The organism is Bradyrhizobium sp. 160 (assembly GCF_023073735.1).
In the GTDB taxonomy this organism is placed as follows: domain Bacteria; phylum Pseudomonadota; class Alphaproteobacteria; order Rhizobiales; family Xanthobacteraceae; genus Bradyrhizobium.
Genome location: NZ_JADPKD010000031.1, coordinates 13,972 through 28,174, shown reverse-complemented (window position 1 = coordinate 28,174; position 14,203 = coordinate 13,972). Strand labels below are relative to the sequence as shown.

The 14,203-nt window shown below is 59.5% G+C and carries 10 protein-coding genes and 5 pseudogenes; 11 read left to right on the top strand and 4 right to left on the bottom strand.

Annotated features, from left to right (window positions below; genetic code table 11):
• Positions 1-119: 119 nt before the first annotated feature.
• From IVA98_RS13340 to IVA98_RS13310, 8 genes are all read left to right on the top strand, one after another.
• A complete protein-coding gene (locus tag IVA98_RS13340) occupies positions 120-1,079 on the top strand; it encodes an ABC transporter ATP-binding protein (protein ID WP_247355085.1) in 960 nt (319 codons plus the stop codon).
• Positions 1,069-2,088, top strand: coding sequence for an ABC transporter ATP-binding protein (locus IVA98_RS13335; protein WP_276577989.1), 1,020 nt, complete (start codon positions 1,069-1,071; stop codon positions 2,086-2,088). The genes IVA98_RS13340 and IVA98_RS13335 overlap by 11 nt, the downstream gene beginning before the upstream one ends.
• A gap of 138 nt (positions 2,089-2,226) precedes the next feature.
• A complete protein-coding gene (locus tag IVA98_RS13330) occupies positions 2,227-3,930 on the top strand; it encodes a peptide ABC transporter substrate-binding protein (protein WP_247355057.1) in 1,704 nt (567 codons plus the stop codon).
• 89 nt (positions 3,931-4,019) lie between these two features.
• Entirely contained in the window at positions 4,020-5,027 is a 1,008-nt protein-coding gene (locus IVA98_RS13325) for an ABC transporter permease (protein WP_247355056.1), read from the top strand.
• Entirely contained in the window at positions 5,020-6,006 is a 987-nt protein-coding gene (locus IVA98_RS13320; RefSeq protein ID WP_247355055.1) for an ABC transporter permease, read from the top strand. The genes IVA98_RS13325 and IVA98_RS13320 overlap by 8 nt, the downstream gene beginning before the upstream one ends.
• A 59-nt stretch (positions 6,007-6,065) precedes the next feature.
• Positions 6,066-7,238 (top strand): M20 aminoacylase family protein, encoded by a 1,173-nt coding sequence (locus tag IVA98_RS13315; RefSeq protein ID WP_247355083.1) that lies wholly within the window; start codon positions 6,066-6,068, stop codon positions 7,236-7,238.
• A 258-nt stretch (positions 7,239-7,496) separates the two neighbouring features.
• Positions 7,497-7,688, top strand: coding sequence for an SDR family NAD(P)-dependent oxidoreductase (locus IVA98_RS36965; protein WP_256468167.1), 192 nt, complete (start codon positions 7,497-7,499; stop codon positions 7,686-7,688).
• On the top strand, positions 7,675-8,064 hold the full coding sequence (locus IVA98_RS13310) for an enoyl-CoA hydratase/isomerase family protein (protein ID WP_247355054.1): 390 nt from the start codon (positions 7,675-7,677) through the stop codon (positions 8,062-8,064). Before IVA98_RS36965 ends, IVA98_RS13310 begins: the two co-directional genes overlap by 14 nt.
• A 123-nt stretch (positions 8,065-8,187) precedes the next feature.
• Here the strand turns inward: IVA98_RS13310 and IVA98_RS13305 are convergent.
• From IVA98_RS13305 to IVA98_RS13295, 3 pseudogenes are all read right to left on the bottom strand, one after another.
• Positions 8,188-9,218 (bottom strand): annotated as a pseudogene (locus IVA98_RS13305) (IS3 family transposase); the annotation flags it as partial.
• Between the two features lie 511 nt (positions 9,219-9,729).
• A pseudogene (locus IVA98_RS13300) lies at positions 9,730-10,441 on the bottom strand (IS256 family transposase); the annotation flags it as partial.
• A pseudogene (locus IVA98_RS13295) lies at positions 10,440-10,911 on the bottom strand (IS110 family transposase); the annotation flags it as partial. The pseudogenes IVA98_RS13300 and IVA98_RS13295, both read right to left, overlap by 2 nt.
• 248 nt (positions 10,912-11,159) lie before the next feature.
• Between IVA98_RS13295 and IVA98_RS13290 the strand changes: the two are divergent.
• The 3 genes and pseudogenes from IVA98_RS13290 to IVA98_RS13280 form a co-directional block, all read left to right on the top strand.
• Positions 11,160-11,423, top strand: a pseudogene (locus IVA98_RS13290) (hypothetical protein); the annotation flags it as partial.
• 123 nt (positions 11,424-11,546) lie between these two features.
• Positions 11,547-11,846, top strand: coding sequence for a hypothetical protein (locus tag IVA98_RS13285; protein WP_247355052.1), 300 nt, complete (start codon positions 11,547-11,549; stop codon positions 11,844-11,846).
• A 23-nt stretch (positions 11,847-11,869) separates the two neighbouring features.
• Positions 11,870-13,438: an amidase gene (locus IVA98_RS13280; RefSeq protein ID WP_247355051.1), complete on the top strand. Its 1,569-nt coding sequence runs from the start codon at positions 11,870-11,872 to the stop codon at positions 13,436-13,438.
• A gap of 558 nt (positions 13,439-13,996) precedes the next feature.
• Here the strand turns inward: IVA98_RS13280 and IVA98_RS13275 are convergent.
• Positions 13,997-14,177: pseudogene (locus IVA98_RS13275) on the bottom strand (IS701 family transposase); the annotation flags it as partial.
• Between the last annotated feature and the right edge of the window lie 26 nt (positions 14,178-14,203).

Here is a 14,203-nt window from a genome sequence, read left to right as displayed (position 1 = left end):
TGCACCAACGGAAGCGGCCGGCTGCACCGGTAAGCTGCGCAACCACCTTGGATCGGGGTGGGCGCGAGTCGATTCAAGGTGAGGCCTCGAGGCCTGTGTTGGAGGTCTCTGACCTTCAAATGACCTTTGGGTCTCGCAAAGCCTGCGTGTACGCAGTCAACGGCGTGAGCTTCCATGTCAACCGCGGCGAGCTTCTGGGCGTGGTTGGCGAGAGCGGCTCCGGCAAAAGCGTCACGATGATGTCGCTGATGAAGCTCGTGCCGATGCCGCCTGCCATAATAGTCTCAGGGCTGGTCCGCCTCGCGGGGTGGGATCTGCTGGAGCTTGACCCACGCGAAATGCAAAAGGTGCGCGGCAGGGAGGTCGGCTTTGTCTTTCAGGATCCTATGACGTCTCTCAATCCGGTCTTCTCGGTCGGCTACCAGCTGATGGAGCCATTGTGCAAGCATCTTGGGCTCCGCCGGGGCGAGGCGCGCAAGCGCGCGATTGAGCTTCTAACCCTTGTTGGTATCCCATCTCCACAGGACAGAATAAACGACTACCCTCACCAATTTTCCGGCGGCATGCGTCAACGGGTAATGATTGCTATTGCACTCGCCTGCGAGCCAAAGGTCCTCATCGCGGACGAGCCGACGACTGCGCTCGACGTGACGATCCAGGCGCAGATCCTTGAGCTGGTCAAAAAGCTGCGCCAAGAACTTGGGATGAGCATCATCTGGATCACGCATGATCTTGGTGTGGTGGCCGGTATCGCCGATCGAGTGATCGTCATGTATGCCGGGCTCATTGTCGAATCCGCCGCTGTTGACGATCTCTATGCAACTCCCCGTCATCCTTATACACGCGCACTTCTGGAAACCTTGCCCCGCGCCGACACTGCACGTGACCGACTGAAGAGCGTCGGTGGGCAGCCGCCTCATCTTACCGCCTTTCCCACGAGTTGCCCCTTCGCGCCCCGATGCCCGCACGTTTTTGATCGGTGTCGCAGCGAAAGACCGCCGCTCATCCCTGTGAGCGAAGGCCACGAAGCGGCATGCTGGTGGGACGTAACCAGGCAGCGGCCGCGCGATGATGTCTGAGCCACGCGTCCTCGTCAGCGAAGAACAGGCCGGCCAGGATGACATCCTGCTGAGTGTCACTGACCTTGCACTGCACTTCCCGATCTATGCGGGCGTCTTCGGCCGCCAAGTTGGCGCCATCAGAGCGCTGGACGGGATAAATCTAAAAGTCAGGCGAGGCCGGACGCTCGGCCTGGTTGGCGAGAGCGGCTGCGGCAAGTCGACGGCCGGACGCACCATCCTGCGCCTTTGCGATCCGATGCGTGGTCGCATCATCTTCGACGGCCACGACATCACGCACCTGCAAGGCAACAAGCTGCGTCGCATCCGTCCGCGGATGCAGATGATCTTTCAGGATCCGCAGGCCTGCCTCAATCCCCGCATGACCGTCGGATCGATCATCGCGGAACCACTGAACGAGCACGGCGCGCAGCAAGGTAATGACAAGGAGAGGCGGATCGGCGAGCTGCTGGAATCTGTCGGGCTCAATCCGAGGTTCGCCAACCGTTACCCACACGAATTCTCAGGTGGCCAGCGCCAGCGTGTCGGCATTGCCCGAGCGCTCGCGCTAAATCCTCACTTCATCGTCTGCGATGAGCCGATCGCCGCCCTCGATGTCTCCATTCAGGCGCAGGTCGTCAATTTGCTGCATGATCTGCAGAATCGATTCTCGCTGACCTACCTCTTTATCAGTCACGACCTTTCGATGGTTCGCCATCTATGTGACGAGGTCGCGGTGATGTATCTCGGAAAGGTCGTTGAACTCGCTTCGTGCAGTCTCATCTTTCGAGACCCGTTACATCCTTACACGAAGGCGTTGCTCTCCGCGATCCCAGTGCCTGAACCGAAAATCGAACGTGCGCGCCAGCGGATCATCCTGAAAGGAGACGTGCCGAATCCAGCAAATCCGCCTTCCGGCTGCCGCTTTCGCACTCGCTGCCCGGCCGCCTTCGATCGGTGTGCCGCAGAAGAACCAACCTGGCGAAAGCTGGCGGGCGACCGATGGGTTGCCTGCCATCGCGCCGAATGAAGAGATTGGCACCGCTAACCTCGAAATAGGATGGTTGCGCCATGGGCCCGTTCTTCCAAGAGGGATGGGTTAAGCGGACGATTATAGCGCCTGGACGTGTAGCCCGGCTGATCAGTCGTTGAACAAAGGGGGATACAAATGTCGAAATTGAACTCATTCTTGGCTCTGGGAGCCGCGGCAACATTAGTAGCGACGGTCGCAGTGGCGGCGCCCGGACGCGGCACACAAGGCACCGTTAATATTATCTATTGGCAAGCGCCCTCGATGCTCAATCCTTATCTGGCGAGCGGGGACAAGGACGCAGACGCCGCTTCGCTGGTGCTCGAACCGTTAGCCTTGTTCGACGAGAACGCCAAACTTTCCCCGCGGCTTGCAGTGGATATTCCGACCGTCGAAAACGGCGGCGTGTCGAACGGCTCCAAATCGATCACCTGGAAGCTGAGGCCCGGCTTGAAATGGTCCGACGGCTCGCCGGTTACCGCCAAGGACGTGGTCTTCACTGCCAACTACTGCATGAACCCGAAGGCCGGCTGCCAATCGCTAAACCGTTTCCGGGCGGTAGATAGCGTCGAGGCAGCAGATGAACTCACCATAAAGGTCACCTTTAGCGAGATGATGCCGGATCCCTACGGTCCGTTCGTCGGCGAGAGGTCTCCGGTCATACAGGCCAAGCAGTTCTCCGATTGCCTGGGTGAGAAGGCGTCGACCTGCACGGACGCGAACTTCAACCCGATCGGTACTGGACCGTTCGTCGTTACCTCCTTCAAGCCGAACGACGCTATCCAGCTGAAGGCCAATCCGAACTACCGCGATCCGAACAAGCCGGCCTTCGCCGAGGTCAATTACAAAGGGGGTGGCGACGCGCTGGGAGCGGCGCGTGCAGTCCTGCAGACCGGCGAATACGACATTGCCTGGAACCCGGTCGTCGCTCCGGACGTCCTGAAGAAAATGGAGGAAGCGGGCAAGGGTAAACTGTCTCTGTTCTTCGGCACGACGGTCGAAACTCTGGTGCTAAACCTAACGGATCCTTCGTCAAGCCTCCCGCCGGAGGAGCGATCGAGCGCCAAGCATCCGAATCCCTTTCTGAGCGACGTTCGTGTGCGCAAGGCGCTGTCGATGGCGCTGGACCGCGCGACCCTCACCAAGATCGGCTACGACTTCATGGGCAAGCCGACCTGCGACATTATATCGGCCCCGGAGCTCTTCGCCGCTGGCAACACGAACTGCCTGAAGCAGGACATCAAGGGTGCCCAGAAGCTTCTTGACGAAGCGGGCTGGAATTCGGGTTCCGATGGGATCCGAGAGAGGAAGGGCAAGAGACTGAAGCTAACCTTTCAGACCTCTACCAATGCCGTTCGTCAGCAGCTACAGGCGATCATCAAGCAATGGTGGCGTGAGATTGGCGTCGATGTAGAATTGAGGAACATCAACGCCTCGGTGTTCTTCAGCAGCGATCCCGGTAATCCGGATACGTATCAGAAGTTTTACGCGGACGTCGAGATGTTCACCTTCATCTCGGGTATCGAACCCGGCACGTTTGTGGCAGGCAACACCTGCGATAAGGCGCCGCGCGCAGACAACCAGTGGCGGAACACGAATTACGCTCGCTATTGCGACAAAGACTACGACTCCTTGGTCGTCGAACTTGGCAAGACGACCGACCTTGAAAGACGCGCCCAGATCTTCAAAAAGCTGAACAACATGCTGACCGTGGACAGCAACACGTACCTGCCACTGGTCTGGCGTGCCGCCCCAATGGCAGTCTCCAATACTTTGGGTGGAGTTATCTTTCCCTGGGATTCCCCGTTTGCAAACATCCAGGACTGGTATCGCAAGAAGTGAGACTACTCGCGTGCTCAAATGCACGCGGCTTCTGACGACCCAACATCCCGGCCGCGGGTAACACGGCCGGGAGTCATTAGGCGCGAGACATGCTCAACTATGCCCTTCGGCGGCTGCTTACCGCCGTACCAACCGTACTTCTAATCAGCCTCATCGTCTTCGCGCTGCTTAAAGCGGCGCCCGGTGATCCGTTGGCAGACATACCAATAACGATTCCGCCCGAAGATCGCGCGAAGATTTTAGCGGCGCTTGGTGCTGATCAGCCGCTGATCGTGCAGTATCTCTTGTGGTTGAAGCAGTTTCTATTGGTCGAGCCACTGCATGGCTTGGACCTCCTGTTTGGAACGCATTTCGCAGACGGCATGCAGCGGGTTATCTCGTGGCAGACGCGCAGCCCCGCCTTCGACATCATCGCCCAGCGACTTCCCCAGACTCTGTCGGTGGTCGGCCTTGCCTATGTCGTTGGCGTGCTGGTGGCGCTGCTGTTCGGGATCGTATCCGCCTACAAGCGCCATTCCGTGTTCGACCAAGTTGGCACTTTCCTATCGATGTTAGGCCTCGCCATGCCGTCCTTTTTCACTGGCGTTCTGGTGATCCTGATCTTCGCCGTCAACCTTAACTGGTTCCCATCGATCTACAACACCAACCTGGTCGTCAACAGCTGGAGCAGCTTTCTCGAGCAGCTCCGCCAGATGGCTATGCCGGCTATGGTGCTGGCGGTGCAGACCACTGCCTATACCAGCCGCTACGTGCGCTCGTCCATGCTCGACAACCTCGGCCAAGACTACGTTCGTACAGCGCGCGCCAAGGGGATGAGCGAAGCGGTCGTGCTGTTCGTCCACGTCTTGCGCAACTCGATGATTCCGGTTGTCACTCTCATCGCGCTCGGGATACCGGGAATCTTTGCGGGGGCTATCGTTACCGAGCAGATCTTCAAGGTCAACGGAATTGGCCAGCTCCTGATCAGCGCCATCTACGCCAACGACCTGCCCATGGTGCAGACGTTGTTTTTTATCTTTGCTGTGCTGATCGTCACGTTCAACTTGATCGCCGATCTGCTCTATGGAGCGCTCGATCCGAGGATTCGCTATGACTGAATTGCGAAGCCACGCCCAAACGGGTGCAGTTACCAATGCGATTGTCGCGGAAACACAGACAGTCGATCACGCGAGCGGTTCCGATCTTGGAATTGCCGACGTCCCGTCACGTCATGGTTGGTGGGATCTTTGGGACCAGTTCAAGAGCCATAGGGGCGCGGTGACCGGAGCTGCCGTCTTCATTGTGATTATTGTCTCTGTCGTCCTTGGTCCCTTCGTTTGGCATATCAGCCCCGAGTACATCGACTTTACGATGATCAATCAGGGACCAAGCTGGGCTCATCCGCTCGGCACCGACCAGCTCGGCCGGGATCTTCTCGCTCGGATGATGACTGGCGGGCGAATTTCGATCGCCGTAGCGCTGACATCGAAGGTTATCTCAATCTTTCTCGGCACATTTGTCGGCGTCCTTGCCGGCTTCTTCAGAAGGCTCGACGGTCCGCTGATGCGCCTCACCGATCTGTTTCTGGCATTGCCGGTGCTGCCACTACTACTGGTCATGGTGATGCTGTTCCGCGATCCGCTGGCCAGCGTCTTTGGTCTCGACATGGGTATCTTCATCCTGATCGTTTCGGCTATCGGTGTGACCAGCTGGATGAATACAGCTCGCATCGTGCGCGGCGAAGTGCTGGCCATCAAAGACCGCGAATTCGTGCTCGCGTCGCGCAGCATCGGCACACCGCCTCGACGGATTATATTGCGCCATGTTCTGCCTAACATCTTGTCGCCGATTGTCGTCTCGGCCACCCTTGGAATCGCCACGGCCATCCTGACGGAAAGTACGTTATCGTTCCTGGGTCTCGGCTTTCCACCGGATCTTCCGACCTGGGGGCGAGTACTCTACGACGGAATCGAATACATGCAGGACTTTCCATGGCTCGTTCTTTGGCCAGGCATTGTGATCTCTCTGACCGTCCTCAGCGTCAACTATGTCGGTGACGGCCTGAGGGACGCGATGGACCCGCGGCTACGAAAATGATTCACACCAAGACCGCACAAGAAGTGCGGGCCCCTGCCGATCGTACGAAAGGAATTCCAATGGCTATTCTTAATAGTGTCGCCGCTCTGCACTCTGACATCGTAACCTGGCGGCGCGACCTCCACGCCAATCCCGAACTTGGTTACGATGAGCACCGTACTTCGGCATTCGTGGCCGAGCGATTGCGCGAATTTGGCTGCGATGAGGTCGCGACTGGTCTGGGCAAGACCGGCGTTGTTGGCGTTATCAAAGGCAGAAAAGCTCCAAGCGATGCCGACATCAGAGTAATCGGTTTGCGTGCCGACATGGATGCGCTTCCGATCGACGAAGCGGTCGATAGGCCTTACACTTCCACAACAAAAGGCGTTATGCATGCCTGTGGCCATGACGGGCACACCGCGATGCTGTTAGGCGCAGCGCGCTATCTTGCCGAAACGCGGAACTTTGCCGGAACCGCCGTTATGATCTTTCAACCCGCGGAAGAGGCGGGCGCAGGTGCGGCCGCAATGATCAGCGACGGTCTGATGGATCGCTTCGGTATCGAGCAGGTTTTTGCCATGCATAACTCGCCTGGACTTCCGGTAGGTCGCTTCGCTATCCGCCAAGGCCCGATGTCAGCGTCGACAGAAGGGATGGTAATCAAAATCGAGGGCCATGGAGGCCATGCATCGACGCCGCATAAATGCATCAACTCGGTTTTGGTCGGCGCACAGCTCACCACTGCTCTGCAGCAGATCGTGGCCAGCAACATTGATCCCTTGGAGCCAGCCGGGGTTTCGGTATGCGTTTTCCTGTCCGGAAGCTCGGGTAGTGTTGTTCCTCAGACTGCGGAACTCCGCGGCACGATCCGCACGCTGACGACGCAGGCTAATCAGCTCGTCAAGAAGCGGGTGCATGACATCGCAGCCGGAATCGCTCAAGTGACCGGTGCGACGATCAACGTGACTTACCGCCCCGGCTATCCAGCCATGTTCAATCATGCCGCACAGACAGATCTTGCGATGATGGTTGCAAAAGAGGTGGTCGGCGAGGACAACGTGCTCGAATGCCGGCCCTCACTAGGCGGGGAAGATTTCGGCTACATGCTGCAGGAACGTCCAGGTGCATACATCTGTTGTGGCAACGGCGATAGCGCAGGCCTCCATCACCCCGCGTATGATTTCAACGACGACGCCATTTTGTATGGAACATCGTTCTGGATCAAGCTCGTGGAACGCTCGCTAGTTGCTTGAGAGTTTCTCGAAGAACTCGGAAGGGGAATTGCGGTTTGCTCGTCAGATTCGCCGGTACAGCGTTGAACAACAACTGAATGCACCGCCAAAACTGTCAGTTCTTCCTCGCAGCGCAACGTGGAACGCTCAGCGCCCGACAGATTGACGGACATGCATCGGGATGCTGCTATACAAGTCAGTCAGCCTAACAGCTGGCTGGCGCGTTGCCGAACGAGTGGTGCAAGCCAGCGCGATTCGTCTTTCAACTAGAGGGGGCAGATGAATTGCGATAGCCGCCGAAAGGTTCTAGTCACGGCTGGCAGCAAGGGCCTGAGTTCTGCAATCGCGAAGCGTTTGGCGCAAGACGGTGCGCATGTTGTGATCTGTGGTCGCGATCAATCGGCCAGGAGTGTCATTCCACCTCCCAAGCACCACCCGTTCACGGCCGCGATGATGGGTGCCGGAGATTAAAAGAGGAATCATCGCAGGCAATGGCGGCACGCAACGGACGCTGATGAACTTGCCGTATCCACTCGCGATGGAACTACTCCTGACCGGCGATGATGTTGATGCGGAGACAGCGAGCCGTTGGGGAATCATCAACAAGGTAGTTGCACCCGACGAGTTGATGCCTGCAGCGCTGGAGTACGCACATCGGATTGCTCGCAACGCGCCGCTCGCTCTGCAGGCGTCAAAGGAACTTGCCCTTCGCAGCAGGGATGTCGATTTGGCAACGGGGCTCCGAATAGAGCAGATGTTCAATCGGTTTCTTATGAGCACGCAAGATGCGTCTGAAGGCGCCCGGGCGTTCACCGCAAGTCGGCCGCCCAAATTTATCGGAAATTGAACGGTGATGCACCTGCGTTGTAAGTTTACCTAGGATGGAGTGCCTCGGCGAGGAGCGGGAATCATGTGTTGATTCTACTCACAAAAATCCGCGCGTTATGGATAGTGACCTGCCACTGAACTTTCATCCAGCGGCAGTTGGAGTCTCGGGGGTTTGTACGCCAAGTGGCGCGGGTGGAGCAACGGGCGATCGGCGGAGCTGGTCGGGGTTGCGCAGCCGATCGTCCGTTGCGGTGAGGTGGGCGGCATAGGCCGCGGGGGTCAGGTATTTCAGCGACGAGTGGGGGCGCTGGAGATTGTAGTCGTCGACCCAGGCAGCGATCTTGGCGCGGGCGTCGTCGAGATCGAAGAATAGGGTTTCGTTGAGTAGCTCATCGCGCATCCGGCCGTTGAAACTCTCGACGAAGCCGTTCTGCATCGGCTTTCCCGGTGCGATGAAGTGCCAATCGATGGCTGCGTCCTTGCACCAAGCGAGCATGGGCGTTGCAGGTGAACTCGGTGCCATGGTCGGACACGATCATTCCTGGCTTGCCGCGTCGCTCGATGATTGCCGTCAGTTCGCGGGCCACGCGCCGCCCCGAGATCGACGTCTCTGGAATGGCGCCCAGGCATTCCTTGGTGACGTCGTCGACGATGTTAAGGATGCGGAAGCGTCGGCCATTGGCGAACTGGTCGTGAACAAAGTCCAGAGACCAGCGTGCATTGGGCTTGGTCTCCACCAGGATCGGGGCACGGGTCCCCACGGCCTTGCGGCGAGCCCGCCGCTTGCGGACGGGAGCCCTTCCTCGCGATAAAGCCGGTAGATCCGATTGATACCCGACGGCTCGCCCTCCCGCCGCAGCAGGACGAACAGCCGGCGGTAGCCAAAACGTCGCCGCTCGTTGGCGAGGTCACGCAGCCGCCCGCGGAGAACCGCGTCCGGAGGACGGCTGGAGCGATAGCGGATCATCTTCCGATCCGCGTCCACAATCGAACAGGCCCGCCGTTCCGACAGGCTCATCACGGCCTGCAGATGCGCGACCGCTGCGCGCTTGGCGGCGGGCCCTACCATTTTTTTGAAAGGAGCTCGCGAAGGGCGGCCGCATCCAGCATCTGCTCGGCCAGAAGCTTCTTCAGCTTCGCGTTCTCCTCCTCCAGCGCCCTCAGCCACTTCGCCGCGGTCGCCGTGGCTCGGAGCTGTGCTCTGCTGGCATTTATTGACGAGGGGCGAAGATTACCTGTGGGCCCGCCCAGCACAGGTCGCCAACAAGACCCGCGCGATGCAACTTCAAGCCGGACTTCCGCAACAGAAGGGCAACCGGCGTGGACCAGCCTATGCCTACAACATCAAGGCGCTGCGCGACCGCGAGATGTCGATTGCCGCCCAGGCGGAGCGAAGCTACGAACGGTTCATGTCGCAGTGGAAAGCGCGGCGCCAAAACCCGGCGCGCGGGCGCCTCAGTTCGGCAGGACAAAATAGGCAATCCGGTGACGCTTGCAGCCGACGCGTCACGCTTCGCCACGAGGTCGCCCGCGCCCAACAAGCATAGTCGCTGCTGACGGCAACTTCCAGCGGCTGCGAGATCGGTGGCCGGGACGGAAGAATGACCCGCGGTGCGACCGACAAAAGAATGGACTTACAGCGATTTCTGCAATCGTCATCTCGGTCATAAAAAAATCGCTTGTGGCGCGAATGATCCCAATGCTCGGCCGGGAAGTCGTCGAAGGTCAGCAGCGTGTGTCGATACTTGCTGAGGCAGTCAGCCGCCTTCTCGTATTTGGGCGTGTAGCTCTCGATGAAGGCGTCGAACGCGAGCTCGGCGGCAGCCTTCGTTTCGGCCATCCAGATCTCCTGCAACGCGCGTTTGGTCTTCGGCTGCTGGCTCTTCGGCAGCTTGGCGAGCACGTTGGCGGTCTTATGCACCCAGCAGCGCTGCTCGCGCGTTTTTGGCTAGACCTCGCCGGCGGCCCTCCAGAACCCGAGTGCGCCATCGGCAATGACGAACTGCGGCCGCACGTCGAGCCCGCGCCGCTTCAGATCGGGCAGCAGATCGCGCCAGTCCTGCGCGCTCTCGCGAGCGCCGTCGGTGAAGCCGACCAGTTCCTTGCGGCCTTCCCGCGTCGCGCCGATCAGCACGAGGATGCACTGCTTTTCGTCTTCGAGTCGCGCTTCAAGATGGGTGCCATCAGCCCAGATGTAGACGTAGCGCTGTCGCCGACAGATCGCGCTTCTGCCACGCGGTGTGCTCGTCGAGCCAGCCATCCTTCAAGCGACCGATGGCGGATGCCGACAACCCGGCAGCATCCTTGCCGAGCAGCGCAGCCAGCGCCTCCGAAAAGTCGCCGGTCGAGATCCCCTTCAGGTAAAGGATCGGCAACAGCGTCTCGGTCGACTTCGTCGGCATGCGGACACTTTGGGATCAGGTGCGTATGCAGGATCGAATGCACTTCGTTCTTGAGCCGCGTGCGATGCCGCACGACCTGGTGGCGCCGCGCCACCAGTCTGCGCTTGCGTTCGGTTTCCGCTTCAGGCGTCCAGATCTGCGGCAGGTAACCCGCCGCCTGCAGGGCTGGCGAGTGTACCGGCATCGATCTTGTCAGTCTTGACGTGCGCCTGAGCGACCGCCTTCACCTGCAACGGATTGGCGATAATCACCCGCGCCACGAATGGCGCCAGGACCCGCGACACCGCCATGCTATTTCCGGTCGCCTCGATCACCACTTCATCGGTCGACCGCAGACTCTTGCCCATCCCTTCAAGGGCGGTCCGGGTCATGTCGACCCGGCCGGCATGTCGAAGGATGCCGTCTTCCCAGATTACCACCTCGCCGAAGGTTCGGTGAACATCAATACCAATCACGCGTCGCATCTGCGCTCCTCCCTTCCGTTGGTTATGGCGGGAGCGGCGGGCGACACGACAACTACGGATTCGCGCTCACGGCGCAACCGGGCGAGTCGCAGAGGCGGCCAGCTACTAACACGAGCTCTCGGCTCATCGTGTGCATCGGCCTGCCCGCACCTTCGTGCTCCCGGTGCCTCTGTCCCGATGGTCGCACTATACGCCACGATGTAGAACACCGCGGCGGAACGTTGGCACTGAGAAATCTCATACCGGTTACCAACCCCATCGAGCGCGTGTTCGCGACCGTGCGGCACAGGACAGTGCGCACCAAGGGCTCGTTGTCGCCGACCACGGCCAGGCTAATGGTGTTTAAGCTGGTCATGGCCGCAGCAAAGACCTGACGGCGGCTCAAAGGCACAAATCAGTTGCCGAAGCTGATCGCAGGTGTCAGGTTCAACGACGGCATCGAGGTCATCCAAATGCCGGCGAACCACGCCACCAGATCACCTCATCACCCAAAACCCCGCATAGCTCGATAGCCTGCATGTCTCGATGCACAGGCGCAGAATTACTGCGCTGCGGCCGACGATATTGCTCAAATAGAGTGCCCCCGTGCCGGTACTAATTATTCGAGCTGAAACTTATCATCGGTGCGCTTCAAGATGCTGATCAACGCGCGGCGAGCCTATCGATGGCTGTCGCAGATCCTGCTGCCGGCCGACAGGTTGCTGACGGTGGTCGACAGGCGGACGCGATCTCGCCCCGAAGCGCTGTGGCTCGTGCACGACGATCTGGTCGCTCTTGGGGAGATCGAAAGCGATCCCCTACCCCTGCGCGCTTCGACGGGCGGTCATTGGCTCCTGGAGCACGGTCGATGGTGGGACCGGTATGCGCCAGTCCATCGAGCACTGAAGAATCAAGTAGTCATGCTCAAGGCTCGCCGACAAGCCCGAGATCACTGACTGCAGCAACAATGGAGCAATCGATGAGTCAGCCCGCCACTGTCCGCAATAAGCCGTCGAGCATTAAATCGTCGGATCTTACAAGCCTCACTGTCGGAGATGTCCAAGCTGCTTTCGCAAGCGGAGAATGGACGGCCCAATCGTTGGTCGAGGCGAGCCTCGACAGGGTCGAGCGGTACAACGCGAAATACAACGCGATCATCTTTCTGAATCCGTCGGCCGTCGACGACGCGAAGGAAATCGATAGGCGCCGTGCAGCTGGCGAGTGCCTTGGTCCATTGGCGGGCGTTCCGGTCGTCGTGAAGGACACTATCGATATAGCCGGCTTTCCCACGACGGCGGGATGGTCGCTGCTTTGCGGGAAAATGGGCGGGGTTGATCTTATGCCGGAGCGTGACGCTCCGGTCGTGTCCCGCTTGCGGGAAGCCGGAGCCGTGATCATCGGGAAGACAAACGTTCCCCCCCTCAGTTGGAGTGGTGCTCACGCCAATGACAGTTGGGCCGGGCCGACACTAAATGTCGCGATGCCCGACCGCGTACCCGGCGGCAGCAGTTCAGGCACCGCGTCTGCGGTTGCCTCGGCTATGGTTGTGCTCGGCCTGGCTGAAGAGACCGGTGGTTCGATCCAAAATCCCGCTTCGGCGCAGGATCTTGTCTGCGTCAAACCAACTGTCGGGTTGGTGTCCAACGCGGGCGTTATGCCTCTATCGGGAAATCGGGACGTCGTCGGTCCCATTGCTCGATGTGTGCGCGACGCGGCCATTTGCCTAGATGTGCTTGCCGGCTACACGTCAGAGGATCCAAAGACCCTCGCGGGTATCGGCAAGAAGCCAAAGGGAGGTTACACCTCTAAGTTTGGCGTGGATGGGCTCAAGGGCAAGCGGCTTGCTCTTTACGGCACCGGATGGCGCAATCAGCCCCTCTCAACCGAGGCGGAACAACTCTACGACAGAGCAAAAGAAGAGCTAGAAGGACTCGGCGCAGTTCTGATCGAAGATCCCTTTGCCGGTTCGGGTTTTGCGGACCTCCGCAAGCTGTCTTCTCCGCCTGCGAATTACGATGCGCGCGGCCTCGAGTCCATTCCTTACGACCTTCACAAATACCTCGAGCGGTTGGGCCCAAACGCCGCCCTAAAGACGTTTGCGGAGTTCGCTAAGGCAATCGAAAAGGAAAACCCATTCGGGCCGACGGGCCTGCTGCGCTCCCTGCATAATCTACCGCAGTTCGCGAGGATCCTGGAGAACCCGTCACAACCGCCAAACATCAGTGAGTTCATCGCTGCCAAGGAGGAGTATCTCACGATATTCGATGAGGTGCTTGTGAGCTATCACCTCGACGCCTGCGTCTTTCCGCAGATGCTTCAGGAGCTGCCGCCGCTGCACGGCAAGCAGCGAATTTGTGAGACAACGGTCGACGAAATTAACATTGCTGGCCTTCCGGGGGTTACTGTTCCCGCGGGCTACTACGCGTCGGGCTCACCGTTCGGCTTAATCTTTGTGGGCAGAATGTGGAGTGAGGCCGAACTATTGGCGTACGCATACGCATATGAGTGCGCAACGCGACATCGCAAAAGCCCCACTCTCGACAAATAGGAGGCCCAGCCAGGGCGGACGATGATTGTGGTCGGGTGGGGCGGCGATTTTGCTTTTACCGGGTCACCGGAGGCGGTTGCCCGCCCCCGGTTCCACAGAACGGGGGCGTGCGGAGTTCCTGCACCGACGCTTTCGACAGTTGGTTCACAGCACCGCAATCGCTTGCAGCTCCCGATAAGGGAGCCGCAGCTCAGGCTTCAGCAACGTTGTCCGTTCTTTGATTTGGTTGAAGGCGTCCCAAGTGAGGCGTAGGCCTATCCAGCTGCGGCTGCGCAGCATTGAAGTGGACTCGCGGAGCGGGACCGTTTGAGCCGGTTTGTCAGTTGGGAAATCCGACCGCTCCTACTTCCTTTCTATCACGCCGCCAAGAACGTTGTCTGCTGTTGCTGTGGGCATTTGGTCAACGCAGAAGGGCGTTGCCCACATGCCCATCTGTGGACGCCCCGCTGGATGCAAGCGCGCACGCGCAACAGAGGACGATCCGTGCGTCGGACCATGTGCGCTTCCAGTCGGATGAGCGCCGCGTCCGGGCGAGGTCTGCAGCCGCACCGGCGACCGGCGGTCGCTTTCCCCAGGATCGAAAAACATGAGCGCCGCTGACCCCAAGCACGTAGCCTTTGCCTTCCCGACGTAGTTGCTGTTCGACGTTACCGACACCGTAGACGGTATCACCGGCAACCCACTTGAATGGTACAGACGCGGCTATCGCGCGTGCGATCATTCTCGTCGCAAGCTTTGGTGCGGCGCGGCGATCAAAGTGAGACT